Raw genomic sequence first — 25,958 nt, forward strand, 5'->3', positions numbered from 1 at the left:
CAATCAAACGGAAAACATTCCACGCTCTTTTTCGCGGAACCTCCTGTTCCGACGAAAAAACTTCGGCCATCCTGGCCTACGTCACCGCGAGAAATGATTTCCGTGTTTTAAGAATGAATCACTGTAATTGATTTCCACTGCGATCGCTAGCGCAAAAATAGAATCGATTTAAAAAAAATCTTCTAACAAAAGAATGTCGCAACAACTATCCCAACCTACCGGACCGGATGAAAGAGAATTTCGAATAAAGGAAATTTCCGAATTTAATATCGCCTATATACGGCATATAGGACCTTACTCCAGTTTGCCTGGGCCGATCCAGGATTCCATCGAAGTAAAAATAATCATCCATTTTCTGAATTCAATCGGGAGTGATTCCAAAGACCATAAATGGGTAGGAATATCATTGGGCGATCCGACAATTTCTCCGGAAAATAAAATTCGTTTTGATTTGGGAGCCACCGTAGGAGCAGAACATTTTCCTAAGCAGAAATTGGGAACGCGGACCGTCTCGGGAGGAAAGTATCTGCAGGTCGGAAACTATACAAACCTCCCCTTGATTTATGAGTTCTTGCTACAAGAATATATCTCCGAAAAGAGAATCCGAGTTAGAAATATTCCCCCTTTTGAAATCTACTTGAATCCGACCGGAGGAGAGTAAAAAAAATATCACTAGTATCTATATTCCGGTAAAAAGTTAATTATAGTATATAACCGATTTTCCAATCAATTCATATAAACTACCGAACCGGAAAACAATTTAACATTATATATACGAACAGCAATAATCCGTTACTTTTGTTACCTTTAGTTTAAATTTTTCTTTAGCTGGTATTTCAAAAACCCCTTCTCCTTGAATATGAATCCAATCTTTGGATCCGGGCAAAAGCACTTCCAAATCGCCTGCCAATATTTCCATGATTTCTTTTACATCCGTCCCGAATTCATAATCTCCGGGCATCATGATACCTAAGGTTTTTTTCTCTCCGGAAGGAAAGACTACCGTTCTACTCGTAACTTTACCTTCATAATAGATGTTAGCTTTTTTTAAGACTGAGACATTTTCAAATTGATCCATTGTTTTCCTTTTGTTCTGAAAAATAGTTATACTAACCAGTTCGTCCGATCTTTTCCAAATAAAAATCTTTTTTTTAAACTTTGAAAATTGAATCGGAACAATCCCGGAAGGGTAAACTTTGCTTTTTTCAGTTTTCCATTTTTACAGAAAACCCTCTCATATGTTTTTCCTGGATTGTAATTTATTTTCGAAGACCCCTAAAACCAGTTTTTTACCTCTAGTCAAATGTTCCCTGTCTTCATCTAACAAATATTCTATAATTACTCCTTGCACCAAGTATCTGAAAAGATTCGCTTCATCCTCATCATCATTTCCGGTATAACCTTTGATAATTTTTTGTTCTTGGATTACAAGAGACTCCAGGCATGACCAATTTTTTGCCAAAATTTTTTTTAATCCGACAGCAGATTCACAATGTAAAAAAAGTGAAAACAATAATTTCATTTCCTTTGAGTTTGAAAATAAATGCGAAAACAGAAAATCAACCCATCTAACGAATCTCTCGCGAGGTGATTGAATAAATTGAACGGATTCAATCAATGAAGAAAGTGCCTCTCTCTCCCGTTTGATGATGGATTCCAAAAGAGATTCTTTTTTTGGAAAGTAACGAAATACCAAAGCTTTGGAAACTCCGGTTTTTTTTGCAATGTCCGCGATGGACGCCCCTTCAAACCCTTTTTCAGAAAATAAATTGAGTGCAGCTTTCTCAATAATGCGAATGGATTCTTTGCGAAGTTCTTCATTTTGTTCTTTAGTTCTAGGCATAGCGATAAACATATCTTGGGATAACCCATCGGTCAATGTGTAAAATGCAATAAATGCTAACATTTTAAGCAATTCCAGCAGTCTAAAAAGTGTTTGATTTATGCGATTACTTACGAAACGTATCTTTCAAGTGGCAAAAGGTATTATGACAAAGGTCGATAACAAGAAGCAGATAGCTCGGGAGAAGTCAATTGAGAGAATTCGAAACTCTGCGATTCACTTATTCTCCAAAAACGGGTTTTCTGCAACCACGATGGAAATGATCGCAAAACACGCGAAAGTCTCCAAAGGCCTTGCTTATAATTACTTTAAAAGCAAAAATCAAATTTTCGAGTCTATCTTAAACGATTATCTCTCCAAACAGGAGGCTTTGAACGCTGGGATTTCAACAAATCAAGCAGCTGTGGATTATTTAAGAGAATTGTTTCAAAAGACACTTGAGTTCTTAGTACAAGAACGCAAAACTTTGATTTTGCTCACAATTTGCAAATTTCAGCCGAATTCTTTGATTCTTTCCAAGAAAATGACTGAAAACATAGAAAAACGTTTTGCTCCTTACCACGAGGCCATGAAAGATCGATTCAAAAAATTAGGAATCGCTGATCCCGAATTGGAAATGTTATATGTGAAAACATTCTTCCACGGCCTTATAATGAGCCAGTGTACCGACAACGATGTATACCCAAAACACCAAATTGTAGAAATCTTCCTCTCCCGCTACACAGGGAAATAAAAAACAAAACCCCAATCCATTCTTTTATTCCCCGCCAAAATCCTGAATTTTAAATTTAATAATCTTGACTGACTAGTCAGTTATTGAATTTTAAGCAAAGAGGTCCTCATGATAACTTTTTTTATCTGGGTCGTTTCCTTTTTTGCATTTTTGCCGTCTCTCGGCGACCCTTCTTCCTTTTTCCCACAAGGCGATGAAATTATGCACATTCGGACAATCCGCGAGAGCCTAATGTCCGGTCACTGGATTCTGCCGCAGGTTTCCGGATTTCCAAATCCTTACAAGCCTCCCCTATTGTTTTGGCTAGGCATTGCTTCCGATCGCTTATTTGGAGTTAGCTTTTTTGCCGAAAGATTAGTTTCAGCGGCATTAGGTGCAAGTTCCGCGACCTTAATTTATCTCTTATCCAAAATGTTTCACTCTTCCGGAAAGATGAGTTTAATTTTGGCCATTAGCTTTGTATTTTCTTTCGGAACTTGGAAGTTTTCGCGGCTGGTAATGATGGAAGAAGCCATGGTATTTTTCTTTCTCTTCTATATTTATCTTTTTTTAAAATACGATTTCAGCAAGAACTACTCCTATTTTCTTGCAGCAAACTTTATACTAGGAATCGGATACTTGCTCAAAGGTCCTATCATTATTGTCTATGGCGCCATCGTAATATTGAGTTTCTTTTTGGTTGATTTTCTGAGAAATCGGAAAGGCAAATTTCAATTGGAATTTGCAAACTTACTAGTTTACATAAAACTAATTCCAGGATTTTCATTCGCACTACTAGCTCCCGCAATCTGGACTTTCTATTTGTATTTTTTCAACGAAAATGGAAAAGATCTTATTAAGTTCTTCTTAGTTGCAGAGAATATGGGAAAATTCAGTGCTGCCAATCAGTCAACTTTACGGATATTAGGTGGATGGTTATTGTATTCGCTACCTTTTACAGTAACTTTTTTATTTGGGTTAATAGAAATGGTAAAAACCAGAATCTACTCTCCCAGACAAAGAACCGGCCGTGCTTTGCTGATTTCTTTGTTTTTGCTGAGTTTGCTTCATCTATTGCCCAGCAGAAAAGACCCCTACTACATTTTACCATTTCTAAGTGTTTTGTTTTTTCTTCCGAGTATCTATTTCGATTCTGAGGAATGGTTGGAAAAAATCAACTCTCTTTCAAACAAATTATTTTTAGGAACGATTATCGTTCTCGCTCTATTTGCAAATCTATATTTTTGGAATATAACGCTTTTCGCCATCTGCTTAACAATACTCTGTCTGATGGTTTACTTTTGGAAAAAACATTCTCTGCAAGGAATTTTCATTATAAATCTCACAATCGTCCCGATGATCGCATTTTCCATCTTACAGCCATTACAAGATCCGAAAATAGAGGATTTTCTTACGGATTCTTCAATCAACAAACTTTGTGTTGTGAGCGAGAACCCATGGGCAGCAATGGAGATGGCGAACAGACTGCCCAAAATAAATGTAATCTACTCTCCTCCCAGTTCGGCAAAAAGCATTTGCGAAGAAGCGGACTTTCCCCTTCTTATCTTTGCCGATTTTTTCGAGCCAGAGGCAACCTATGACCAGACGCACCAATGGTTTTTTTGGCAAGTCCATAGAGAATACGAAACAAAAGAAATTTTAGAATTAATTCAAGACCCGAAATCGGTTCGTTTCAAACATCCCGTTCGATTTTTTAGGAGAAAGTCTGTATGAAAAAAAATGCTTATTTGATTATCATCCTGGCGAGTTTAATCGTTTGGAATACCTTGAAAAGTGAAGAAGGCAGTTTCGGTGGAAAAGGGGGGATCATGGCCTTAAACCAATGTCCTCAATTTTGCAACGATATATCATCTTGTGTGCAAGGCCTCGGAAATTCAGCCAATGACAAGATGATTATCAAGTTATCCTGTGAAACATTTTGTACGAAACAATTCAAACTGATAGAGGAATGCGGACTCATCCAACCTTTTTCGTGCGATGCTTCTACAAAATGTTTTCAAGACAAACTAGGCTTGCTGTTTTAAGCTTCAGCAACGCCTGTCGGTATTTTTAATATCAGCAGGTTGGTAGTTGCAGTCGCCAAAAGTTTTCCTTTTTCAGTTCGCATCTCCGCCGTCATATGGATGGTGGAAAAACCTTTTGCTTCTATCTTTGCTTCAACGACAACGGTTTGCTTCGTTTCCACTCCGCGAATGTATTGAATATTCATATCGATCGTTGTAGTAGGCTTTTTAGCCACCAAATAACTAAGAGGACCGAACGCATTGTCAAATGCAGCAGCAATGTACCCCCCTTGCATCATTCCCATCGGGTTGGTTTGATTTTCTTTTACAGGAAAGGAGACAAGGATACTTTTGTTTTTAACATATGATTCCATTTTCCCATCCATATCGATAAAGGCTGGAGGAGGAACAGTAATCTTTCTACCGGCGGTGCTGAAACCGTCACTAATCTCTCTTAAAATTTTTCCAACGTCTTGATTTTCGGACATCTTAATACCCTTTTTTACAAGTTACCAATAGTAACATTGCCGACAAATACTTTCTATTCGGCTTTTAAAAATATGTTGCCATTGGTAACTTGTATATTTAAGTATCTTGAGTGAAAAAAGCGAATTATCACCATGGAGATTTAAGAAACAGTATTTTCAAGTCTTGTCATAAATTATTACAAAAGAAAAAACCTCAGGAAATTAGCCTCCGTACTGTTGCCGATATGGCAGGAGTTTCACATACTGCCATCTATCGTCATTTTAAAGACAAGGACGAATTGCTTGAAGTCATGGCAAGTTACGGTTTCGATCGGCTTGCGAGAAGCCAAAAGAAAGCATTCGACCAAGCCTCTAATCCGAAAAAGGGATTTGTCCTACTCGGACTTGCTTATATCAAATTTGCTTTGGTCAACCCAAACTATTACAGACTGATGTTTCAAACAAAAACGGTAAATCCATCCCAGGAGTTAAAAAGATCTAAAATTCGTTCTTACTCAGTTTTACTGGGTTCTTGCAAAACCTATTTGGAATCTAAAAACAAAAACACCAATCATCGGGAATATGCGATTATGGCTTGGTCTTTAGTCCATGGTTATTCGAATTTATTGATCGAAACCGATTTCCCTAAATCGGAAGCAAGCTCTCTGAACAAATCCGTATTGAGTTTGGCAGAAGATATTTTGAACCAAGCGATTGATTCTAGTCCTTAAAGATTTCATACAATTTATACTTTTATAAGACCAAAGAATGGCTGAGTGATTCCAGTAATCGTTTGTAACGAAGAGGGCTTCCCTCTCGTATGGAAACGGAGTCACCCGTGAAGTTCAAAAAAGTCATAATTTGGTCTTGAGTATTTTTAGGAAACCTTTGGATCGATCTTAACCACTTCTCTTTTAAATTATCTTTTTTACTTTCTTTTATATAAGGAAAGTTTTGTGCATGGATGGGAGTTTTGGATTTCTCCCGTAATTGTGGGGAATTCTGAATGTGTACATTCTTTACCTTTGTTTGAACTGTTTCCTCTTTTCTGAATTCCGTTATTTGGGAATCAGAGCCAAGGTTTGGTATTTCGTATAGAGTGTAGGTATCATTTTTTCCCTGACCGTTTCTCTTTACCGAAATATAACCGAGAGCAATTAGTTTTTTCTTTGCTTTGATGACTGTGTTTTTTCCAAATCCTGATCTTTTGCAAATGGTCTCACCTTCATCTAGTTGTGAGTTGCCGATACTTGGGTAACATTGATTTCCCGATCCGGAAAAACTCCATAAACTTCCGTAGACTGCCATGAGTCTAGCTCTCTCTTTTGGTAGGATCCTTTTGTCTCCCATGAAGTAGGTAGGGATGCGGATGTACGTTCCTTGCATAATCATCACCTGGGTTTTTATTTTCTAAAATTCCATGGCGAGTTAATTCCAAATCTTCAAAACAAACCTTCGGTCTCGTCCCCTACTCTATATTTTGGAACGAACATTTTTATATAAATCTGTCTTTTCGGTTGGAACCGAAATCTCGCGTGACCCCTTATTGTCGGAGAAGGGATTATGTCACTTTAGAATAACTGGTACAATAACCCCCTGGGGTACCTGTCAAATAAAAAATTATGTCTCTTTTTTGCAGATTTTGATAGAAGGGGATATTTCTATTTTTTGAAGGGAAAAGTCCAAGGAGAGACTCCGACATCTCTCCTTGGTTTGCGAGATTCCGTGAGGAACGTACAAATTCAATATGCATCTTCTTCTTTAAAGTACAAGAATTTTTTATCCGATTGTATATTTTTTTCCAAACGATTTCTAAAAAAAGAGAATTGGTTTACCGCTTATAACCAAATATTAATTCTTTCTTTATGAAAATAATTACCATTGCCTCTTTGAAAGGCGGCGTTGGAAAAACTACCATTGCAGCATTCCTGGGACAGGCAATTCGCAAGCGCAAAAAAATTCTCGTCTGTGATATCGATCCGAACAATAATCTCACCGACTTTTTTTTAAGGGATGTGGACATTAAAGAGCTTCAATCCAGAAATATTTACCATGGTCTTACCGGCAGAAAGGAACTATCGGATTGCATATTTAAAACCGGTTTTGATATCGATTGTGTGCCTGCTACGCCTGAGCTCGCTATGGTCGGGAGCGAATTAATGAATGATTTCGGATCTGTAATTCGTTTCGAATCCGATTTAAAATCATTGAAGTATGATTTGATACTGATTGATACTCCCCCATCTCTTACTTATGAATTGCAGGCGTCCATTTATGTTTCGGATCTAATCCTTTGCCCGATTTCTTATAATCGATGGACGGTTCACGGATATCAGCTTTTGGAAAATCAAGTATTGAAACAAAAAAAAGCGGGCAAAAAAATCAAACTTCTCGGTGTTCCTTCCATGGTGACTGCTAAAAAATCGGAAGCCCTGAGCGATGTGGATGAGATCCCTTTGACCAAGACTCATATTTTAAAAAGCGAAGCTTTGGAAAATGCGATCATTCTCGGAACTGCTTTGAAAGAGTCTTCGAATGCATGGATTCAGTTCGACTCTTTGGCAAAGGAAGTGATATGAAAGACAAAAAACGCAGTTCGATTTTTGCCGCAAGAACGGGCCTTGATACAAATCAAACGAAAGATAATCTTGTTGCAAAGGATGATACTGCGGAAAAAATCAATCGTTTGCAGGAGTCGATCGAAACTTCCGCAAAAAATATGGTGAAGACTGCGATTATCATCGGTGATCTTTTAAACGCTAAAAAGGCAGAACTAAAACACGGCGATTTTTTACCTTGGATCGAATCAAATCTTACCATATCCCGATTTACGGCTTCCCGATATATGAAACTATATGAAAATAGGGATCGTTTAAATGTTGCACGGGTGCAACATTTGAGAGAGGCACTTGCTCTTTTGTCCGAGAACAAAGTTGAAAAAGAAATCAATCCTGACAAAACAGTTAATGTCGCCATTGTATATAAAGAATGGAAAACTACAAAGCGCAGACTTACAAATTCGGAAAGACAATCCCTCCAGAATCTGATCGAAAAAAAACTGAGTTTGGAAAAAAGAAAGATAACGAATCTGCAAAAGGATCTTTCCGAGCTTAAGAAAAATTAACAATACGATTCTAAAAATGCTTGTACTTTCTTTGTATAAGAGATAATTTTGTAATTACCTATCCTGAATAAGGATCAGGCCTTCTTCCCAAAGCTCTAGGAGAGAGTGAGACCTCTTCTAGAGCATTTTCCTTCCACCTTGTTTTGATTATCATTAACGTTCGGAATTTCCCTTTCCTTTGTCTACCTACCCATCCGGCGGACTATCTGAAAATTATGTCACATTAGACTTGACAGAATATCCCCCTGTGCTTAGCATAGGAAGGGTTAAATTCAAAGAATTTGACTTCGGCAGTCTCACATTCGCCGAATCGGAAGAAGGCTAATATCTGTTAGATGCTAGCCTGTTTGGACGCTTTTGCCTCCTGCTAAATGCAAGACCGTAGGTTTATCCTTCCAGTGTTTTGCGAAAGAGGTTTGGATTGATTGGAATCCTGTCTCTTGGCGGTAGCTATAGCGTTTTAAAAAAGGTAGGGTAGGATGAAACGAACCTTAAGATTACCTGTTTGGGTCCAGGATTTGGAATTGCCCATGACTGCAAAAATACTTTTGGCAGAGATCGAATCATTGCATAGAAACAAAGGATGTTTCGCTTCGAATTTTTATTTGGCGGAACTTCTTGGAATTGAGGTAAATACGGTTGCTAAAAATCTGAGTGTGCTTCGGAAAAAAGGATTTTTACAAACCGTATCTTTTGATGGTAGGAAAAGGGTTATGATTCCTGTGGGAGTAGGGGAGTCCGAGACCGGAAGCCAAGAAAGATTTGTAAAAACATCCAAGGCAGACTGGGAAAAAAATCCATCTCCTATATTCTTAAATAAGAATAGTACAAAAAAATATATAAAAGAAAAAGAATCCGGACCCGTAATTTCACTGGAAAACCAAATATCCCGCTTTTCCCCCAGTACAAGAAAAATGATATTTGATAACTTGAGCCTGACGGAAAACGGATCATGGAAATTACGAGACGGCCTTTCCAAGAGAATGACTGTAATTTTAGAATCGATACTGAGTAATAGGGGATAAAAAGGAACAAAGATGAAAAACGATTTTGAAGATTCTTTTTCACTGGAGATTTTGCAGTCGGAAGTAAGGCGCGCAACCGCTCTCCTCGTTATTTTTTTTGTAGGATCTTTATCATTTCTGATTTTGCCTTTTTTGTTTCCTATTTTGTTCAATTATTTGGAGTCGACCGGGTTTCCCGTTTGGATTCCGGCAGGATATTTTTTATTTAATATTTTATATGGTTTGGGACTCAGATACTATTTTCTCCATTCCATCCGCGCTGAAAGAAAACTAAACAGGTGGGTTCGTTACGGGACTGCTTTTTATGAATCTACGATCCCTACAATTGCTATTTTGTTTTTAGGTAGTTATTATAATTATTCAGTAGAGTCGTTGAATACTCCTCCGAGTTATGCTTACTTTTTCTTTATCATACTCGCTACTTTGCGCTTGGAAGAACGGATGGCTATTTTCTCCGGGACCGTTGCTTCCGTTCAGTATCTGCTTCTTTTTCTGTATTTTCAGACTTTCAATATTTATGCATCTGCCATTGAAAAAATGGACGCACAGGTATTTTATCTTGGGAAGTCCGGAATTTTGTTTGGCTCAGGGCTCGTTGCGGCATTTGTAACAAGACAGATCAAAAGAGCATTTATAAAGTCGTTCCAAAGTGAAATCGATAAAAATCAGATCCGCGCATTGTTCGGACAGCATGTTTCACCTCAAGTCGTCAATCAGCTGTTAGCCCAAAAAGAGGATTGGGAAGGTGAGCTCAAACACGTATGTATGATGTTTTTTGATATCCGCAACTTCACTCAATTTTCAGAAACTCAAACTCCCAACCAATTGATTCAATTTTTAAATATTGTATTTTCACATACCATAGAAGCGGTGAATCGAAACGGAGGAATTATCAATAAATTTTTAGGTGATGGGTTTATGGCTGTATTCGGAGCTCCTGTTTCCACGGGGAAAGATGTGGAAAACGGTTTTAGCGCTGCAATGGAAATTCGGTCTGTCATCCACACATTGATAAAAGAGGGAACTCTTCCCGAGACTGGAATTGGAATTGGGCTTCATTGTGGTGAGGCGGTTACCGGGAATGTGGGTTCTAAAGAGAGAAAGGAATACACGATCATAGGTGATGTTGTAAATCTTGCTTCCCGTATTGAACAATTAAACAAACAATTTCAGACTGAGATTTTGGTTTCTGAAGATGTATTTTTTTTGATGGGAGATCGGAAGAATGAATTTCGATTTTTGGGAGAAACCCAGGTCAAGGGTAAAGCTGCTCCGGTCAAGATCTATACAATCGGGTAGAATAATTCGATTGACCGTAATACAAATTTGTAATACATTTGATTTATGATCAGTTTAAGGATTCCCCAGGAATTAGAGAGAAAGTTGGATTCTCTTGCAAAATCAAAAGGTAAAAACCGATCGGAGATCATTAAAGATTCGATTCTTGAATATATTAAAAATCACAGCTCTGAAAAAACTCCTTTCGATCTGGGGCAGGATCTATTCGGCAAATATTCTGCAGATGATCGGAACTTGGCCAAAAACAGAAAAGATTCTTTAAAAGACATGATTAAACGTAAAAATGAAAAACGACGTTCTAATTGATTCCGGGCCTATCATCGCTTTATTCAATTCTTCCGATTCATTTCATAAACCGGTTTTTAAACTTTTCAAATCCTTTAAAGGCAGACTGATTACGACATGGCCTGTAGTTACGGAAGTAGTTTATCTGCTTTCTTTTTCAGTAAATGCACAGACAGATTTTTTGGAATGGATTGAAAGGGGAAGTATAGACGTTCAAGAATTGAATGTTGCCGATTTAAAATATATAAAAGAAAGAATGCAAAAATATTCCGATCTTCCAATGGATCTGGCAGATGCTTCCCTTATGTGTGTTGCGGAAAGAGAAGGCATTCAAAAAATCATCAGTATCGATTCCGATTTTTCCATTTATAAAACGTTAAAAGGAAAATTTCTTAATAATCTTTTTAATGGTTAATTATCTTTAGCGATGATTGCCGTGTTCCTTTAAAATTCGAATTACTTCCTGAATTGCCAACGGATTTCTGTGAATGGAATGATTTCCCTTTAATACCAGATTGCTTTTCGCGCCTTCTAAAAAAGAACTCTTATAATCTACAACCGAGTCGGACCAACCTAGAGAACTTTCCCATTCCGTTCGATCGAACATATACAATACTTTTTTTCTGGAGAGAAGAGGGAGGTTTTCGGAAACTCCATGGATGGAGTGAAAGGAAGCATCATTTGGAAATTTTTTGTTTCGTGTAACAGAGATAAACGTGCTGTCCGGACGAAGGGATTCTACTCCTGTAGGAATGGATCGGGTTTGAATTTCGGAAAGGGATAGCTTGTAAGTCAGATCGTTCAGAATTCTTTGGAACCCTCCCCAAGCTTTTTCCGGAAACCGGATGAAACTATTAAATATTTTTGCCCACCATTTTTCCGCAAGCTTGGAGCCTCCGTGTGGAACTGCGATAAAGATAAATTTTTTGGTAAACTCCAAGGGCTCGAAATGAAGCATGTTTTTTAACAATTCACGATCTTCTTTTTTCAATTTTTCCAGATCCTTTACATTTACAATGATCGATTGGAGCCATTCCATCTCATTGATGCTAAGTGCTGTTAGTTTTGATACCAGTCCTCCCATGCTATGTGAGACGATTACCATTTCTTTGAAATTGGAATTTGTTTTTGTCGGGTTGTATTTTTTCTGTATGGCGAGAAGCGTTTCCTTAAAACGATAGCTTGAATAATAAATAGGATTGCCTGTCGGATACCAGTAGATCCAAAATTGGTATTTTTCCCGAACCTCCGGGATTCCATAAAGATAATTGATCATATCAATCCAAGTGTAAGGGGAAGAAAACAGACCGTGAACAAATACGACAGGGATTTTGTCCTTTTGATATGCTTCCAACATGTAAAGCCCTTGGTCTTGGTCCAATACTTGTGCATTTAAAGTTGCTGCGATTCCGCTTACTTTTTCTCTATCATGCATCAAAAGAGCGAAAGGAGTGGAAAAATCCGTTTCCAAAGGAACAGAATGATTTTCTACAGTGATGGTATTGATCTTTAAACTATCAAATACATTTGCTTTAGCGTGAAAATCAGGAATGGACTCGGGAGACTGGGTCTCTTTTTTGTCTGGAGTGATTTCGATAAACAAAGTTGCAGGAACGGCATCCTCATATATGTTTTTTAATTCTGTAACTTCCAAAGTATCTTTATTTTTGGAAGTAAGAACAATGGGAACACCGAGACCGTATTCACTCTGATAGGTGGAAAGTCCTCCTATTCTGTAATCGTAAGTGCTGTGAACATTTTCAAAATTTTTAGGAAAATAATTGAGCGTTGGTTTCTTCCATTCTACATATATGTTGCCTTGGATCATAGGGATTTCCAAAAAATCGATATCAGTGCTTAATTTTCTGATTCGCAGGGAATTTACGATATTGGAAAGGGATCTATTGTAGTAATCACATGCTCGTCGGTAATCCGGCAGAAATTGGGGAGAGCCGGTCTGATGTGAGAAAAACAAATAGGCGTAGGAATAATAGAATGCTGTTCCATTGTACTGCAAAGACAGAAGATTATAATCTTTTTCTTTTTGAGAGAGATGATAGGATAATTCGGCAATGATCAAAGCTAATTTTTGAAGTTTTGTTTTTTGATACTCCAGTTGCAGGTCTTGAATGACTAAGTTCGGTTCCGATTGGAAATCTTCCCATTCCTCTTTTTCCACTAGATATTGAATCGCAGTATAGGATAATTCGCCCGATATCAGAGTATGATTGGAGATGGTTCTATATTGTTCGTCATTCTTCCATTTGGAAATGGTAAGGCTCGAAGAACAGGAATTGAATATTACTAAAAGGCTAAGAAAGAAAAAAATCGGATAAGACATTCTTAACGAATATGTTCAAGGTCTGTTTTGAATTTTTTCCTACCTCCGGGATAAGCAATCGAAAATAAACATTGGCATGATTCCCATTCGGAACTTCCGAATAAAGATTCGATTGGAACGGATTGACATTCTTCTATAGCGGGCGTTATGTTGTAAGAGGATACGATTTTAGTAAGTGATTGAAGTTCCGATTCTGTCAGTGAAGTTTTTTCCGATTCCACAAGATATCTGGTCAATCTGGCTGACGTGGAAAGTAGTTTTGCAGCATCTACACAAGTTGTTCGTTTCATTGCAATGCTATCTTGTGAGATTGCTTTTTCGCTCGCTTTGGCGTTGACTGCCGCAAGGAAGACATCCGAATCTTTGGAAAGTTTCCATTCTGTATGATAAGGCTGAAAATTAGTGCAATAGAATCCGAACAGAATGAGGAATGGAATGAAAAACTTCATGGCATGAATTTTCTTTTTTTCCAAGGAACTGTCAATTGATATAGATCAAAAAGAATTGTTATAATGGGACATAATTCATTATCCAATTTAGCGAATTTATTTCTAAAATAACGGAATTATGCTGGCAAGAAAATCCATAACTTCCAAGCTGTGAATATGCAAATTACCACGGAACCAAGCTTAAACTATGTTCCTTATTTCCAGCCTATCTTTTCCGTGGAAGATCAAACTGTAGTTGCATATGAGTCTTTAGGAAGGGGGGTCACGTTGAATGGCGATGTGTACGGCATCCCTGTCTTTTTACAAGCTCCTCAGACGGAAGAAGAGCAAGATCAATTGCTTCGGATCGATTCGCTCCTGACAGAAAAGGCATTTCAGTATTTTACAGATACAAAACAGAAAGGTTATTTGTTTTTGAATATGACCCCCGATCGGATTTTGCATGAAGTGGAACATTCGGATGGAATCAATTTTCCAATCGTTCAAAAGGCAAAACATTACGGGATCAATACATCCAGGATTTATCTGGAGATTACGGAACGGACCAGCAAACGGGGAATAGATGCTCTGACTACTGCGGTCGAATTTCTAAAAGAACAAGGGTTCCTGATCGCATTGGACGACGTAGGTTCGGAATCCTCCAACTTGGAACGGTTAGGTGCTCTAAAGCCGGATATGATCAAGGTGGATTTGAATCTTTTGAAGAGATCCATCAAATCCCGCGAATTTCAATCCATACTGGAATATTTAAAGGATATTTCTTTGGGGCTTGGATCGGATTTATTATTTGAAGGAATTGAAAACGAAGAGGAATTGCACAGGGCTGTGGATTCCGGAGCGAGGTTTTTGCAGGGGTATTTTTTGGGGAGACCGAACCCGCATTTTCTAAACCCGATCGACTCCGAAGGATTATTGAAGCCTCATTTGGATAGTTTTCACCAGATGAAGAGAAAACAGATTTCTGCGGATTTGGTGTTTGAGGACTCTGTCAAAAATATCCTGGAGAAGTTGACCATCCCTGTAAAAACAATCGGCAAGCGAGTGTTAATCGATGCTAATTCTATTTTCAAACAATCTTCTTCCATTCAAAGGGTTTATATTACCGATTGGGACGGAACTCAAGTTTCTTCTTATTATGAAAGAAACGGGGAATCTTCGTTTCGTGAAAACAATTCCAACCTCCATAAAAACTGGTCTTATCTTCCTTTTTTTTACAAACATGTGAAACAGGCGTTCCGAAATTCATCAGCCTGGCAGGTAAGTGAGCCTTATTGGGACAAAAGTTTGAATCAAAAGTTGGTCGTATTTTCAAAAATACTTGAGGGGCAATTATCCATATTTATTGATGTATCTATCCCCAAAACATGAGCTCCTTCAAACCTCTTCCTTTTTTTTCAGGACCAATGATACAATCCTTGTTTGCTTCCTGGAAATCCAAACAAGATAAATCATATCCTTTTCTCAAAAAGAGCCGGTGGCATCTGATTAAAACCGATGGCAATGTTTCTTTGCTCGCCGCTTTGAACGAAGTTGAGGAAGCTAAAGGAACATTGATTTTACTACATGGTTGGGAAGGGAGCATTCATTCCAGTTATATTGTTCGTACTGCAAACCATTTCCTTCAAAAGGGATTTTCCATTTTCCGGCTTAATCTGAGAGATCACGGAGAGACCCACCATCTGAATGAAGGGATCTTCAATGGAAGTTTGTTTGAAGAAACGTACGAAGCTGTCCGTATTTTATCTCTTAAGACCGATAAGACAAAGCCTGTTTATCTGATCGGCTTTTCTCTGGGTGGAAATTTTGTTTTGAGAATTTTACATCGACATTCTTTGGAAAAAAAATCCAATCAGATTCAAAACCTAAAGTATTCCTTTTCCATTAGTCCTGCCCTCGATCCATATGAAGCAACTTTGAAGATGGACGAACACCCGATTTTAAAAAAATACTTTTTAAAAGCTTGGTCAAGGTCTTTAAAAAAGAAGGCTGCATTGTTTCCTTTTCTTTACGAGTTTGGAAATATTAGCAGGCATAAGTCGGTAATGGATCTGACGGAAAAGTTGATTTCGGATTATTCCGAGTTTGCGGATGTATTGGAATACTTTTCCACTTATACTTTAAAACCTGATTTTTTTAGCAAAATCAAAACCCCGGTTACCGTCTTAACATCCGCAGATGATCCAGTTATACCCGTTTCTCATTTTTACACGATACCTAGAAATCCTTATCTGGAAGTAGTTGTGGAAAGCAAAGGAGGGCACTGTGGGTTTATTGAAGATGGAAATCGCAACGCCTATTACTGGAAGATTATGGAAAGAAAGATGAACTAAAGAGAAAGGCTTGGCCAGTGCTCCTTCCAGTAAGGAGCCATCTCCGATTGTGGAGTGGTCCAGATTTGAAAATGCAGTTTTTGAATTGCGTCCGTATTCGTTAGAATAGCAGCTAAAGTTTGTTTGTCGATTATTTCCGGTCCCTCTTCAATCAACTTGGCCATAGATGATTTTATTTTTATCGAAAGTGAGGGGTGTGCTTCCTTCTTTCCCTGCATCTGTCTATGTATTTGAAAATACCTAGGGTGAACCAAACCTAAAAATAATCCGGGGATGTTTTCATTTCTAAGTTCGTTCTTGAATCTTTTCTTGCATTCGGCCAGTTCTGTAATTTCCCGTGAAGGATTGTTTTCCTCTTTTGTTTGAAAGAGCCATTGGAAAATCCGATTGGAAGGAGAGAAAGTAAAACCGGAAAAGTAAACTACGGGAACGGATAAAATCCAACCCAGCCAAATAGGTAGTGTGGAATAGAATAAAATTTCGGAAACCCCGTTGAGAAAAAAGGCAATCGAAATTCCAAGTAGGGTCAAACCTGAAAAAGACTGAGCGATGGAACGTAAGGAATGGAGTTTTTTAGCATCCCGATTTTGAGGAGCCCATTCTATCTTTTTGTTAAATAAGGTGAAGAATATAAAGATAGTATAATATATCAAATGTATGGGAGCCAAAAGAATGGAGAATGCAGTTTCCAGGATAAAACTTGCCGTTAATCCGAAAAATCCTCCATGTGATTTTCTAACTTCCGAATTCAATATTCCGTCAATCCAGCCGAGAATTCTAGGTAAAAACAACAATGTAATCGATAGTCCTAAAAGTTCGAAATAAAGCGGAAAATAAATTTGCCTGATGAAAAATTCAAATTCTTCGGGAAGTAAGGAAAAACTTAAAAACCGAAAATCATTCCAATAGTTCCACATACTGAGTATGATATAAATCGCCCAAATGGGAGCGCTTGCATAAGAAAAGATTCCAAGAACGATATGAAGCCGGTTAAGCAAAGGAATTCTTTTTGCAAATAAAAACCAAAGATGTTGTAAGTTTCCCTGACACCATCTGTTATCTCTTTTTAAAGAATCTAAAATATTGGGAGGACTTTCTTCATAACTGCCTTCCAAATCATAGGCAACACTTACGGAAAATCCGGCACGTCTCATTAGCGCGGATTCGATCGTATCATGACTTAGTATTTTACCGCCTATCGCGCCATATTCGGGGAGGTGAGGAAGAGCGCAATATTCCATAAAAGGTTTGATTCGAATGAGAGCGTTGTGACCCCAATAGGAACCTGCATTCAGTTGCCAATAGTTGGCTCCTGCCTGAAATATAGGTGAAAACAAAGAAGACGAAAATTGATTTAGTTTTTGAAAGACTGTTTTTGCGTCGAATAATTTGGGAGTGGACTGTAAAATGCCGATTGTACTGTCCTTTTCCATAATCGCAATCATCTTTGCGATACAGGCAGAGCTCATCAGACTGTCGGCATCCAATACCAGCATATAACGGTAAAGTTTTCCCCAACGTCTGCAAAAATCGGCTAGATTACCGCTTTTACCGTTGAGATTGATTTTCCTTCTGCGATAGAAAATCTTATCAAAACTATCGAGTCTTTCGCATAATTCAAAATAGGCGATTTCTTCCTTGATCCAAAAATCAGGATCTCTTGTGTCGCTTAGAATAAAAATATCCGTGTTCTGAAGGATTTCACTTCTTTTGAGAGAATTAAATAGAACTTCTACCCGTGCAATCGTGCCTCCTATCTCTTCCCCGTAGATCGGCATTACGACTGCCGTCGGAGCGGACTGAACGATTGATAGAAAATTTTCATCTTGGGGAACCAAAGAAGAAATCCGTAAAAGATCTCCTCCTTTTTTTCTTCTTTGGATAAAACCGAAAATGGAAACCGAAGCTCCGTAGGATAGTAACGGAAATAATAAGATAAAGGTGATACTTTGATAGTATTCACTGAGACCTATTTCATTGAAGTATGCAATTCTGAAGAATATGGAGATCCCCCAGAAAACAGGGATTAGGCTGGCAGAGGCAAAAGCGACTCTGCGAAAAAGTAAGGTAAATGGATCTGTTTTAAAATTAAAAAAATTCATAATAATTTAAAAATTAAAAAATAATATATTATGCTCCAAAAAAGTGCGGATAAAATGAAGAAAAAAGGTTTAACGGTTCCGGATAGTTTTGGATTTTTTGCAATTGGTGGAAAATCCAAATTTCTAGGAACCATGGAAGTAAGTTTCCATTCTTTATTTAAGGTATTGAACGGGAGGTCTGTTTTTTGAGAAGATTGGATTTTTTTTAACCAAATCGTCCATGCGGATGGAATGGATGTGAGATCAGGGCCTTGTTCCTGAATGGATTTTTCAAAGGCCACAAGAATCTTTGCAATTTCAAATTCATTATTTATACCCAGGGCAAGTAAATAGGTTCTTGCATTGGTTGCTAAAAATTTCTTCAATGAATTATCTGGAGAGTCCGTCTTCATATATCCATGTCTCACTAATGATTTGATCGTCTTTTTCCAAATGGACTTTCCACTCTAAGGGAGATTCGAAACTTGCTTCTTCTCTTGGGTATTGAATTACGAGTCTCCATTGACTCATCTCTGAAATTTTTTCAATAGTATAATGTATATCCGGTTTTTTCTTCCGGTTGGTCTTGATGATTGGTTTTGGCGGATTGTTTCTGTCCAATTTTTTTATATCATCGCCGGTAAAGTACAGAGTAAGGGTCGTTACGTTCGGGAACAACGGGTCTTGACCGCGAAAGACCGCAGAAACTTTTGCTAACGTATGTTCTTCGGGAGAACGTTCGTTGAGAAAGAGAGAATAGTTGATAGAAAAAGGCTCAAGAGGCTGCGGGTGCGTTTCCGGTTCCCAAAATACTCCCATATTATCATCGGAATCCAATTGAGTTGTAATCTCTAATAGATGTAAGTTGCCTTTTCCCCAATCATTTTCTGGAACGATCCAAGCACTCGGTCTTAGATGATATTTCATTTTATCGTCTTGGTAGCTTTTGAATTTCCGATCTCTTTGAATGAGTCCGTAACCTTTGAAAGAATTCGCCGGTATTTTGGTTATGGTAGTTTTTTTAGGATTGGTCAAGGGTCTCCATTCCCAAACGTCTTTCTCTGTTAATAAAAGCAGACCGTCCGAGTCATGTACTTCGGGATGGATATTCTGATTGATGGGAATATCCGTTTCTCCATATAAAAACATGGAAGTCAGAGGAGCATAACCCAGTCGTTTTACTTTCTTTCTGAGATAGATTTTCGATTTAACTTTGACTTCGCTGGTTTTTCCAGGTAAGAAAGTAAAATGATAAGATCCCACCGAACTTTCACTGTTGAGTAGTGCGAAGATTTCAATGGTTTGATCGAATTTTTCCGGCCTTTTGATGTAAAATTCTTCAAAGGTGGGAAACTCTTCTTTTTCAGGAAGTCCCGTATTGATCGCAAGTCCTCTGGCGGAAAGCCCGTAAATTTGACCTTCCGATATGACTCGGAAATAACTTGCTCCCTGGAATACCGCGAATTCTTCCAGACTATTACTATTGTTAAGCGGGAAGTGGATTCTAAAACCCGTATAGAGCAGTCCCTTGGAAAGGCTGTCAAAATGGTCGGGTAATTTCAGATTTCCGAAATCAAAGCGAGAAGCATCGTATTTGATTTCGGATGGTTCATTGTCCACTAATTCGTAGATATGAACTCCCGTGGAATAAATATGACCCGGATGAAAGAATTGGAGTTGGAAAGGGAGCCCTAAGTTTTTCCAGATGGCGATTTCAGGTTTATAAACGATTTGTCTATAATCTTCGTAATTGATTCCATCCAGAGACGGAACTTTAACCAGTGTTGGTCGGACGTATTCTTTTTTTAAAAGTTTTTTTGCTTTTCGATCCAGATGATCCAGGCCGAAGGGTTGGTTTTCATTGCTAAATATATCCGTTAAAGAATGGAGAGAAACGGAATCTTCGTTTTTAAAAAAAGAAAACCCGGCAAGAACGATCGCAATTATAGCAAAGAAAAAGTTTAATTTTTTCATTACTCATACCATTGTAATGAGTAATGAAATATCTGACCATTCCTTTTAAAATCTGAAAAGTCTTGTTGTGTAGTGTAACGACGCGGAGACTTCTTCCAGATTCTGCATTGCTCCGATGATGGAATGAATCGATGCGGATTGTTCTTCCGAAGTAGCAGCCAATTCGCTGACAACACTATTGTTTTCCGTATTTCTTTGCATGATCACTTCCAGTTCTTGGCTGAGCATCTGCGATAATTTGTCAATATTGGATGCAATTCTTATCAATTCCTGGATGGCCGATTTTTCCTTTTCCGAATGCGTGAATATTTCCTGAAAGGAAGATTCTATTTTTACAATATCATTTGCGCCTTTTTGAAGTTCCACTAATCTGGATTTGTTGTCATCCGTTACAAATAATAATTCTGATCGAAAGCTGGATATGGATTGATGGATTTCTTTCGCGGATCTTGAGGACTGTTCCGCCAATTTTTTAATCTCTTCCGCGACCACCGCAAATCCGGCGCCTGCTTCTCCGGCACGTGACGCTTCGATTGCAGCATTTAATGAAAGTAAGTTGGTTCTGTCGGCAACATACGTGATGGAACTTAGAATCTTTGCAATTTCATTTGATTTGAGAGCAAGGGCTTCCAATCTTTTTGTGCCCGAGTCTACCGATGTACTGAAAGCGTTCATTTGAGAAGACAGATCCTTTGATACGGAGAAGGAATCGTCTATCACGTTTCTTGTGTCAGCGATCGTTTTGGAAAGGAAAGATGCTTGGTTGTTGATGGAAATGATGGATTGAGTCAGCTCTACGATTTGTTCTCCCGCATGAGATGAACTCTCTTGAGTCACACTTACGCTATCGGAAAGAGTATTGAGGGACTTTGATAATTCTTGTACGGAAACATCAATCTGTTTGATGGAATTACTCGCCATGCTGGAATGAACTTCCACAAATTCGGAGTTAGAGTATAGCTGGGAAACCAATCCTTTCATTTCTACTTTCAAATCGTTTAATTTTTGAAATGCAGTGTAAAAAGTGTTGGAGCTGTCAGGAATATGAATATTTGTTTTTAAATCCCTTTCGGCCAAACCTTGAATTTGGATTTTTAATTTTCCTAATTCGTTTCTAAAGAAAATTTCTTGGAAAACATAACCGAGAATGAATGCTAAGCCGGAAGCTCCCAAAAGAAATAAACCTAACTTTTGTTTGTTTGCAAAAAGAACGGAATAAAAACCGATAAGTCCTACTGGAATCGGTAAACCTAGAAAGAAAATATTTTTGCGGTTGGAAATCCATCGGACAATTGATTGTAGCAAAAGACGCCGTAGGGTTGTTTTTGACTTTTTAATACCAAATTGTATCTCTGCGGCTTCGATTTGTTCGGGGGAGGCGATGGTCCGAACTGACATATATCCGATAGGATGATCTCCCTGGAAGAGGGGGGAGATATTTGCGTCCACCCAATAATGGTCTCCATCTTTGCAACGATTGATAACAACGCCGTTCCAGGATTTATTTTGGCTCAGACTATTCCACATATCGGCAAAAACTTCCCTAGGAACAGAAGGATGCCGGATGATATTTTGCGGTTTGCCGAGTAATTCTTCTTCTGCAAATCCGCTGATTTCACAAAACTCCGCATTTACGAACTGGATAATACCTTTTAGGTCTGTTTTGGAGATGATATTTTGACCTGGTAAAAATTTTCTTTCGATGTTGGTTACGGGGCCGTTATTTTTCATTGGACTTAGAATTAATTTAAACCTATTATCAGTAAAATTGCCAGATGATTTTGTGAGCAATCAGATTCTAAAAACGGAAGGCAAATTTCAAAAATCGTCTTTATGAAAAAATACTCTGCATCTTTAAGCAAAATGTTTGTCTTTTTTGTTCTATTGTCATGTGCCAATCCCGCAAAAACAGACAAAATCATTGGCGAATCTGTTACAGGTAATAAGGAAAAACCCTTATCCTTTCAAAAAATAGCCCCGCTAACAGCAAACGCATTGGGTGCAAGAAAAAATATTCATGAAAAAGGCTGGTTGTTCATTCCATCCTCGAAAGAATCCATCGAATCCGTCGTCGAATCAGGAAGGATGAGTTCAAAGGTAGCAAAATCGTTATTGTTTGTGAAATGGAAAAAAAGAGCCTCCGATTATCCGGGTAGTTTGAAAGCAACTATGGAAAAGATCGAAACCCTTGGTGAAAAAACACGTTCTTCCGGCACAGCACTTTCCGCCGATATCTATCGGTTCTCTTTGCAACTAACAGCAGAAGAATGGAAACTTGCGAGAAAAATGGGAAATACTGCGGGCGAAAGATTTATCAACGGTTATTTGTTTCTTGATGATAAGGTAGAAGAAGATACGGAACAAGTGCTAAATGCATATTCGGATTTGAATGAAAGAAGATCAGGGGTAACCAAATCGCTTAACGAGTTGTTTTTTGATACTTCCTCCAAAAACGGAAAAAAACTTACATCTGCATGGAAGGGCAGTTATGCGAAAACAACAAAAGCCTTTTTGGATGAATACGAAGAGTCCGGAAGCCGGGACAATACGTTAACCGCTCTCTGGGATATTTTCCAAGGATATACATTTGCTTTAAAAGAATTGGTTGTTCCTGCCGCACAGACTACTGCATCCGTCGGGGAAACGATTGTACTCGGAGGTGTTTTTGTTCCTGTCTCCCATGTGCTCACAGTGTCAGGGCAAACAGTTGTAACAACCGGAATGGTTTTATATTATTCGACTAAAGTTGGTTATAGGGTGATCAGCCCCAGTTTGGAAGCAGGATTGTTCAGTACTATGGGGATCGCTTCCGCATCTTCTACCGTGCCTACTCTTGTGACGGGAGGAGGGATCTCCGCGTTTAACCAAGTAACAACTGTCATAGGATCAAGAGCTGGGGAAGGCGCCGCAAAGGGAGGAGCCGTGGTAGGAGAGACAACGGCACTTGCAACGGGAGTCGTATATGATTTTACCGTAGATTCGGCAAAGTCTTCCATCTATCCTTTGAAATCGGGATTGATCCTTGGTTATACTGCATTGACCGCACTGCCTGTACATTTAGTAACAGCGGTTCCTGACGGAACCATCTTTCTTACTTACGATGGCCCGAGAGTGGTGATTGCGGTCGTGCGTGGAAATTATGCAGGATTTGAAGATCTGCCTACCGGAACAATCGTGGATTTGGAAGAGGCGAAGAAGTCGGGGAAAGTTGAAATATTAACAAGAGATCCTGCGATTATTAAAAAAGTTTTGGATGCAGAAATCAGTGAAAAAGAAAAAGAGCATTCCAAAACGAACGAAGGTAAAAATTAAATGATGCAATTATCCAAATATTGTTCTGCAATTTTTCTTCTTTGCCTTTGCACTTGTAAGTCTGCGGAAAAAGACCCGAACGATCCTCTTAAAAATTCCAAAAAATTAATCAAGGAAGGACATAGCTCTCTCTTTTTGCAAGGCGCACTTCCCGTGAAGGGAACTAGTATCAAGTTCATTCCTCCCGGAGAAGAAGCTGAAATATTTATCCTGGGAAGAAGGGTGGGTTTCGCCAAAGAAGAATTTTCCAAATCATGGAAAAGAGCGGCCGAATCTGTTGTTATTATAAAAGACGGTACAAAGTTTAGTCTGTCAATGGCCAATGATATTGATGACAAAGGTAACGAAGCGGTTCAACTCCTTCAAAAGGAATTAACCCAGCCTGGAATTTATATTATGCAAGAATCGGTTGCCAAATCAAAAGGAGTCACCGGAGCTTCCTGGCAAAAAGGCAAACAGGCTCATGATGATATCATAAAAGAATCGGAAACGCTTAGAAAAGAATGGGACGAGTGGGCCAACGAAGTATTAAAAGAAGACAATACTCCGGTGGAAAAAGATTCGGGTTTGAAAAAAAGAATGACCGGATATAAAAACACCTTTAACGGAGCTTTCTCATCGTTTGTACAAGGTTATGTGGACATTGACGATTCGTTCAAGTCGGCATGGAATGAATCTTTTACCGAAGTTAGCGGGGGTGGTTGGAAATCCGCTTTCAACGATGTAGGTGAAGTACGTTCCAAAGTTTCAAAGCAGGTAAAAGAAGCTTGGCAAGAGACTGTTTTCAGTTACGGAAAGGATACGAAAAACGGACTTCGCGATGCGTCCAAAGATATAGAATCCATCGCGGATGGTGAAGGCTTTTCTTTTTCTCTATTGAAAGCTTTCGCCAAAACCACAAAAGCATTGTTTTATGATGGAATGATCGAACCGGTCGGCAAAATAGGCGTTTTATCCATAGGATATATCGGTATCAACGGAGTAGTTTATCCCGCAACGATCGCAACCGTAACAGCCGGCACGGGAGTTTACTTTCTTGCGGAAACATTTACGGTTGCGGGAAAAGGGATTGTCTACATAGTCGCTCCAAATCTGAAACTGGCATTAGGCGCTCTTTTGGGGAGTACGGAATTCGTAACATATGAATCTTATCATTCGTTAAAGGCAGGCGGCCAGACATCGGCGAAACTTATAAAAAAATCCTCGGGCTACTCCGCGAAAGGAGCGGCCATTGTAACGGAAAAATCCGGCAAATACATTTTAGCTCCGGCTTCTCTTGCGGGTATTTCCACATCGCAGGCATTAGTTGGTGGAGGCGTGGCACTGGGGGGTGTGACTGCGGGAGGAATGGTCGCAACTTCTTCTTTTGCCGCACAGACCGCCACTTTTGCCACTACCAAAACCGCGGCAATTGCAACCGGAACTACAGGTACTATTGCTTCTTTCGGTCTTGGGGCGAGTTACGGAATTTACCAAGTAACAAAAGCGGTCGGTGTGCCAACCGGAGTTGCTTTGGGCAGCGGAGTCGTGATGAGTTACGAAATGACTGCTCAACTTTCAGCACATTCGGTTCTCGCGGTATCGGATTGTTCCTATCTCGTTTTGTCTATGGAAGGTGGGAAATGGGTTGTATATGGTGTGAAAGACGTAACTAATAAAGCAAACGGGCTTTTAGTCGGTGCTGTTGTTGATTTGGATCAAGCAAAGAAAGAGGGAAGTGTGATTGTAAAAGTTCCTCTTGAGAAAGACGAGGCCGATAAAATATTCGAGCCTAAGAAAAAAAACTAATAAGGCGAAATCATGAATAATAAAATACTAATTGTCGAAGATTCAATGTTGCAAAGACAAATATTGATTCGCTGGCTAACCAAACATAATTATGTTCCCATCTCCGCAAACAATGCGAAAGAAGCACGGGAGATTATTTCCAAAGAAGACATAGAGATCGTGCTTTTGGATTGGGAGCTTCCGGATGGAACCGGGATAGATCTTATCAATGAAATATTGTCCTCTTCACCTACGGGCTGGTTGCCCATCATCATGGTAACAAGTCATACGGAACCGGAAAAGATGAAAGAAGCGATCGAAGCAGGAGCAACGGATTTTATCCGAAAGCCGGCGGAAGAGATAGAACTATTGGCTCGTATCTATAGCGCACTAAGAATCAAAACCCTTCAGGATTTATTGCGTGATACCGCCATTAAAGATGCGTTAACCGGCCTATATAATAGGCGCTATATGGATGAAAGGATTGACCAGGAATTTCAAAGATGCAAAAGGCATAAACATTGTATGTCGGTTGCTATGATTGATATAGATTATTTTAAGAAAGTAAATGATACCTACGGTCATGAAGTGGGGGATCGGGTTTTAAAAACGCTGGCTTCCGAACTCAAAACAAAACTTCGTAAATCGGATATTCTATCGAGATATGGCGGTGAAGAATTTGTAATTGTTTTACCTGAAACAGGCTTAGTTGAATCGAAAAATGCTTTGGATAAGGTGAGAGAATATATTTCCACTCTCGCCATTCAAGATAATACAGGAGAAACATTTCAAATCAGTTTTAGCGGAGGAGTAGCTGGGGGAGATCTAAGTTCCGTCTCCACTCCGTTCAATTTATTAAAAATTGCAGATAAAAATTTATATGATGCAAAACACCAGGGAAGAAATAGGATTATAGAATCCTAAT

At 38.8% G+C, this 25,958-nt stretch carries 26 protein-coding genes; 16 read left to right on the plus strand and 10 right to left on the minus strand.

Going from position 1 to position 25,958, the window contains the following annotated elements:
- Nucleotides 1-193: 193 nt before the first annotated feature.
- A complete protein-coding gene (locus EHS11_RS03465) occupies nt 194-661 on the plus strand; it encodes an AraC family transcriptional regulator (RefSeq protein WP_135763025.1) in 468 nt (155 codons plus the stop codon).
- Between the two features lie 105 nt (nt 662-766).
- Here EHS11_RS03465 and ppnP read toward each other — a convergent pair whose 3' ends face one another.
- Entirely contained in the window at nt 767-1,078 is a 312-nt protein-coding gene (gene ppnP, locus EHS11_RS03470; RefSeq protein ID WP_135763026.1) for a pyrimidine/purine nucleoside phosphorylase, read from the minus strand.
- Between the two features lie 156 nt (nt 1,079-1,234).
- Nucleotides 1,235-1,906 carry a TetR/AcrR family transcriptional regulator gene (locus EHS11_RS03475; RefSeq protein ID WP_135763027.1) on the minus strand — a complete coding sequence of 224 codons (672 nt, stop codon included), beginning with the start codon at nt 1,904-1,906 and terminating at the stop codon, nt 1,235-1,237.
- Between the two features lie 37 nt (nt 1,907-1,943).
- Here EHS11_RS03475 and EHS11_RS03480 point away from each other — a divergent pair, with 37 nt between their 5' ends.
- The 3 genes from EHS11_RS03480 (at nt 1,944) to EHS11_RS03490 (ending at nt 4,600) form a co-directional block, all read left to right on the plus strand.
- The gene (locus tag EHS11_RS03480) at nt 1,944-2,576 is read left to right on the plus strand and encodes a TetR/AcrR family transcriptional regulator (RefSeq protein ID WP_246047572.1); all 633 of its coding nucleotides are present in this window, start codon (nt 1,944-1,946) and stop codon (nt 2,574-2,576) included.
- Nucleotides 2,577-2,684: 108 nt separating this feature from the next.
- A complete protein-coding gene (locus EHS11_RS03485) occupies nt 2,685-4,289 on the plus strand; it encodes an ArnT family glycosyltransferase (RefSeq protein ID WP_135763028.1) in 1,605 nt (534 codons plus the stop codon).
- Entirely contained in the window at nt 4,286-4,600 is a 315-nt protein-coding gene (locus tag EHS11_RS03490; RefSeq protein ID WP_135763029.1) for a hypothetical protein, read from the plus strand. Before EHS11_RS03485 ends, EHS11_RS03490 begins: the two co-directional genes overlap by 4 nt.
- On the opposite strand, the gene EHS11_RS03495 is transcribed toward EHS11_RS03490, so the two are convergent.
- Nucleotides 4,597-5,067: a PaaI family thioesterase gene (locus tag EHS11_RS03495; protein ID WP_135763030.1), complete on the minus strand. Its 471-nt coding sequence runs from the start codon at nt 5,065-5,067 to the stop codon at nt 4,597-4,599. The two genes, EHS11_RS03490 and EHS11_RS03495, sit on opposite strands and share 4 nt — an antisense overlap.
- A gap of 110 nt (nt 5,068-5,177) precedes the next feature.
- Here EHS11_RS03495 and EHS11_RS03500 point away from each other — a divergent pair, with 110 nt between their 5' ends.
- A complete protein-coding gene (locus EHS11_RS03500; RefSeq protein ID WP_135763031.1) occupies nt 5,178-5,777 on the plus strand; it encodes a TetR/AcrR family transcriptional regulator in 600 nt (199 codons plus the stop codon).
- Nucleotides 5,778-5,799: 22 nt separating this feature from the next.
- Here EHS11_RS03500 and EHS11_RS03505 read toward each other — a convergent pair whose 3' ends face one another.
- A complete protein-coding gene (locus EHS11_RS03505; protein WP_167884335.1) occupies nt 5,800-6,432 on the minus strand; it encodes a helix-turn-helix domain-containing protein in 633 nt (210 codons plus the stop codon).
- A 479-nt stretch (nt 6,433-6,911) separates the two neighbouring features.
- On the opposite strand from EHS11_RS03505, the gene EHS11_RS03510 reads away from it, so the two are divergent.
- The 6 genes from EHS11_RS03510 (at nt 6,912) to EHS11_RS03535 (ending at nt 11,194) form a co-directional block, all read left to right on the plus strand.
- A complete protein-coding gene (locus EHS11_RS03510; RefSeq protein WP_135763033.1) occupies nt 6,912-7,625 on the plus strand; it encodes a ParA family protein in 714 nt (237 codons plus the stop codon).
- Complete coding sequence (locus EHS11_RS03515) at nt 7,622-8,170, plus strand: DUF3102 domain-containing protein (protein ID WP_167884336.1); 549 nt, start codon at nt 7,622-7,624, stop codon at nt 8,168-8,170. The genes EHS11_RS03510 and EHS11_RS03515 overlap by 4 nt, the downstream gene beginning before the upstream one ends.
- Before the next feature lie 479 nt (nt 8,171-8,649).
- Nucleotides 8,650-9,195, plus strand: coding sequence for a helix-turn-helix domain-containing protein (locus EHS11_RS03520; RefSeq protein WP_135763035.1), 546 nt, complete (start codon nt 8,650-8,652; stop codon nt 9,193-9,195).
- Nucleotides 9,196-9,207: 12 nt separating this feature from the next.
- Nucleotides 9,208-10,494, plus strand: a complete 1,287-nt coding sequence (locus EHS11_RS03525) for an adenylate/guanylate cyclase domain-containing protein (protein WP_135763036.1) — start codon at nt 9,208-9,210, stop codon at nt 10,492-10,494.
- A gap of 45 nt (nt 10,495-10,539) precedes the next feature.
- Nucleotides 10,540-10,800, plus strand: a complete 261-nt coding sequence (locus tag EHS11_RS03530) for a ribbon-helix-helix domain-containing protein (RefSeq protein WP_135763037.1) — start codon at nt 10,540-10,542, stop codon at nt 10,798-10,800.
- On the plus strand, nt 10,778-11,194 hold the full coding sequence (locus EHS11_RS03535; protein WP_135763038.1) for a type II toxin-antitoxin system VapC family toxin: 417 nt from the start codon (nt 10,778-10,780) through the stop codon (nt 11,192-11,194). Before EHS11_RS03530 ends, EHS11_RS03535 begins: the two co-directional genes overlap by 23 nt.
- 6 nt (nt 11,195-11,200) lie before the next feature.
- On the opposite strand, the gene EHS11_RS03540 is transcribed toward EHS11_RS03535, so the two are convergent.
- Both EHS11_RS03540 and EHS11_RS03545 read right to left on the minus strand, forming a co-directional pair.
- Nucleotides 11,201-13,120, minus strand: a complete 1,920-nt coding sequence (locus tag EHS11_RS03540) for a lipase family alpha/beta hydrolase (protein ID WP_135763039.1) — start codon at nt 13,118-13,120, stop codon at nt 11,201-11,203.
- Nucleotides 13,121-13,122: 2 nt separating this feature from the next.
- Nucleotides 13,123-13,569: a hypothetical protein gene (locus tag EHS11_RS03545; protein WP_135763040.1), complete on the minus strand. Its 447-nt coding sequence runs from the start codon at nt 13,567-13,569 to the stop codon at nt 13,123-13,125.
- 156 nt (nt 13,570-13,725) lie between these two features.
- Here EHS11_RS03545 and EHS11_RS03550 point away from each other — a divergent pair, with 156 nt between their 5' ends.
- Together EHS11_RS03550 and EHS11_RS03555 are read left to right on the plus strand one after the other, a co-directional pair.
- A complete protein-coding gene (locus EHS11_RS03550) occupies nt 13,726-14,937 on the plus strand; it encodes an EAL domain-containing protein (RefSeq protein WP_135763041.1) in 1,212 nt (403 codons plus the stop codon).
- Nucleotides 14,934-15,899 (plus strand): YheT family hydrolase, encoded by a 966-nt coding sequence (locus EHS11_RS03555; RefSeq protein ID WP_135763042.1) that lies wholly within the window; start codon nt 14,934-14,936, stop codon nt 15,897-15,899. Before EHS11_RS03550 ends, EHS11_RS03555 begins: the two co-directional genes overlap by 4 nt.
- On the opposite strand, the gene mdoH is transcribed toward EHS11_RS03555, so the two are convergent.
- The 4 genes from mdoH to EHS11_RS03575 are packed head-to-tail and all read right to left on the minus strand — an operon-like array spanning nt 15,896 to nt 21,685.
- The gene (gene mdoH / locus EHS11_RS03560) at nt 15,896-18,001 is read right to left on the minus strand and encodes a glucans biosynthesis glucosyltransferase MdoH (RefSeq protein ID WP_135763043.1); all 2,106 of its coding nucleotides are present in this window, start codon (nt 17,999-18,001) and stop codon (nt 15,896-15,898) included. The genes EHS11_RS03555 and mdoH overlap by 4 nt on opposite strands.
- Nucleotides 17,998-18,366, minus strand: coding sequence for a hypothetical protein (locus tag EHS11_RS03565; RefSeq protein ID WP_135763044.1), 369 nt, complete (start codon nt 18,364-18,366; stop codon nt 17,998-18,000). The genes mdoH and EHS11_RS03565 overlap by 4 nt, the downstream gene beginning before the upstream one ends.
- Before the next feature lie 4 nt (nt 18,367-18,370).
- Nucleotides 18,371-19,954: an OpgD/OpgG family glucan biosynthesis protein gene (locus EHS11_RS03570; RefSeq protein WP_135763045.1), complete on the minus strand. Its 1,584-nt coding sequence runs from the start codon at nt 19,952-19,954 to the stop codon at nt 18,371-18,373.
- Nucleotides 19,955-19,999: 45 nt separating this feature from the next.
- Entirely contained in the window at nt 20,000-21,685 is a 1,686-nt protein-coding gene (locus EHS11_RS03575) for a methyl-accepting chemotaxis protein (protein WP_135763046.1), read from the minus strand.
- Between the two features lie 132 nt (nt 21,686-21,817).
- On the opposite strand from EHS11_RS03575, the gene EHS11_RS03580 reads away from it, so the two are divergent.
- From EHS11_RS03580 to dgcR, 3 genes are read left to right on the plus strand one after another with little or no spacing between them, the layout of a single operon-like run.
- The gene (locus EHS11_RS03580) at nt 21,818-23,266 is read left to right on the plus strand and encodes a hypothetical protein (RefSeq protein ID WP_167884337.1); all 1,449 of its coding nucleotides are present in this window, start codon (nt 21,818-21,820) and stop codon (nt 23,264-23,266) included.
- A complete protein-coding gene (locus tag EHS11_RS03585; protein WP_246047574.1) occupies nt 23,267-25,054 on the plus strand; it encodes a hypothetical protein in 1,788 nt (595 codons plus the stop codon).
- Between the two features lie 12 nt (nt 25,055-25,066).
- A complete protein-coding gene (gene dgcR, locus EHS11_RS03590; RefSeq protein WP_135763048.1) occupies nt 25,067-25,957 on the plus strand; it encodes a diguanylate cyclase DgcR in 891 nt (296 codons plus the stop codon).
- Nucleotide 25,958: the final 1 nt, after the last annotated feature.

Source organism: Leptospira ilyithenensis (genome assembly GCF_004771005.1).
In the GTDB taxonomy this organism is placed as follows: Bacteria; Spirochaetota; Leptospiria; order Leptospirales; family Leptospiraceae; genus Leptospira_A; species Leptospira_A ilyithenensis.

What these genes read in the sequence shown, in the direction of transcription:
- EHS11_RS03465 (WP_135763025.1), top strand. Translation starts at nt 194, where the DNA reads ATGTCGCAACAACTATCCCAACCTACCGGACCGGATGAAAGAGAATTT.
- ppnP (WP_135763026.1), bottom strand. Translation starts at nt 1,078, where the DNA reads ATGGATCAATTTGAAAATGTCTCAGTCTTAAAAAAAGCTAACATCTAT.
- EHS11_RS03475 (WP_135763027.1), bottom strand. Translation starts at nt 1,906, where the DNA reads ATGTTAGCATTTATTGCATTTTACACATTGACCGATGGGTTATCCCAA.
- EHS11_RS03480 (WP_246047572.1), top strand. Translation starts at nt 1,944, where the DNA reads ATGCGATTACTTACGAAACGTATCTTTCAAGTGGCAAAAGGTATTATG.
- EHS11_RS03485 (WP_135763028.1), top strand. Translation starts at nt 2,685, where the DNA reads ATGATAACTTTTTTTATCTGGGTCGTTTCCTTTTTTGCATTTTTGCCG.
- EHS11_RS03490 (WP_135763029.1), top strand. Translation starts at nt 4,286, where the DNA reads ATGAAAAAAAATGCTTATTTGATTATCATCCTGGCGAGTTTAATCGTT.
- EHS11_RS03495 (WP_135763030.1), bottom strand. Translation starts at nt 5,067, where the DNA reads ATGTCCGAAAATCAAGACGTTGGAAAAATTTTAAGAGAGATTAGTGAC.
- EHS11_RS03505 (WP_167884335.1), bottom strand. Translation starts at nt 6,432, where the DNA reads ATGCAAGGAACGTACATCCGCATCCCTACCTACTTCATGGGAGACAAA.
- EHS11_RS03510 (WP_135763033.1), top strand. Translation starts at nt 6,912, where the DNA reads ATGAAAATAATTACCATTGCCTCTTTGAAAGGCGGCGTTGGAAAAACT.
- EHS11_RS03515 (WP_167884336.1), top strand. Translation starts at nt 7,622, where the DNA reads ATGAAAGACAAAAAACGCAGTTCGATTTTTGCCGCAAGAACGGGCCTT.
- EHS11_RS03520 (WP_135763035.1), top strand. Translation starts at nt 8,650, where the DNA reads ATGAAACGAACCTTAAGATTACCTGTTTGGGTCCAGGATTTGGAATTG.
- EHS11_RS03525 (WP_135763036.1), top strand. Translation starts at nt 9,208, where the DNA reads ATGAAAAACGATTTTGAAGATTCTTTTTCACTGGAGATTTTGCAGTCG.
- EHS11_RS03530 (WP_135763037.1), top strand. Translation starts at nt 10,540, where the DNA reads ATGATCAGTTTAAGGATTCCCCAGGAATTAGAGAGAAAGTTGGATTCT.
- EHS11_RS03535 (WP_135763038.1), top strand. Translation starts at nt 10,778, where the DNA reads ATGAAAAACGACGTTCTAATTGATTCCGGGCCTATCATCGCTTTATTC.
- EHS11_RS03540 (WP_135763039.1), bottom strand. Translation starts at nt 13,120, where the DNA reads ATGTCTTATCCGATTTTTTTCTTTCTTAGCCTTTTAGTAATATTCAAT.
- EHS11_RS03545 (WP_135763040.1), bottom strand. Translation starts at nt 13,569, where the DNA reads ATGAAGTTTTTCATTCCATTCCTCATTCTGTTCGGATTCTATTGCACT.
- EHS11_RS03550 (WP_135763041.1), top strand. Translation starts at nt 13,726, where the DNA reads ATGCAAATTACCACGGAACCAAGCTTAAACTATGTTCCTTATTTCCAG.
- EHS11_RS03555 (WP_135763042.1), top strand. Translation starts at nt 14,934, where the DNA reads ATGAGCTCCTTCAAACCTCTTCCTTTTTTTTCAGGACCAATGATACAA.
- mdoH (WP_135763043.1), bottom strand. Translation starts at nt 18,001, where the DNA reads ATGAATTTTTTTAATTTTAAAACAGATCCATTTACCTTACTTTTTCGC.
- EHS11_RS03570 (WP_135763045.1), bottom strand. Translation starts at nt 19,954, where the DNA reads ATGAAAAAATTAAACTTTTTCTTTGCTATAATTGCGATCGTTCTTGCC.
- EHS11_RS03575 (WP_135763046.1), bottom strand. Translation starts at nt 21,685, where the DNA reads ATGAAAAATAACGGCCCCGTAACCAACATCGAAAGAAAATTTTTACCA.
- EHS11_RS03580 (WP_167884337.1), top strand. Translation starts at nt 21,818, where the DNA reads ATGTTTGTCTTTTTTGTTCTATTGTCATGTGCCAATCCCGCAAAAACA.
- EHS11_RS03585 (WP_246047574.1), top strand. Translation starts at nt 23,267, where the DNA reads ATGATGCAATTATCCAAATATTGTTCTGCAATTTTTCTTCTTTGCCTT.
- dgcR (WP_135763048.1), top strand. Translation starts at nt 25,067, where the DNA reads ATGAATAATAAAATACTAATTGTCGAAGATTCAATGTTGCAAAGACAA.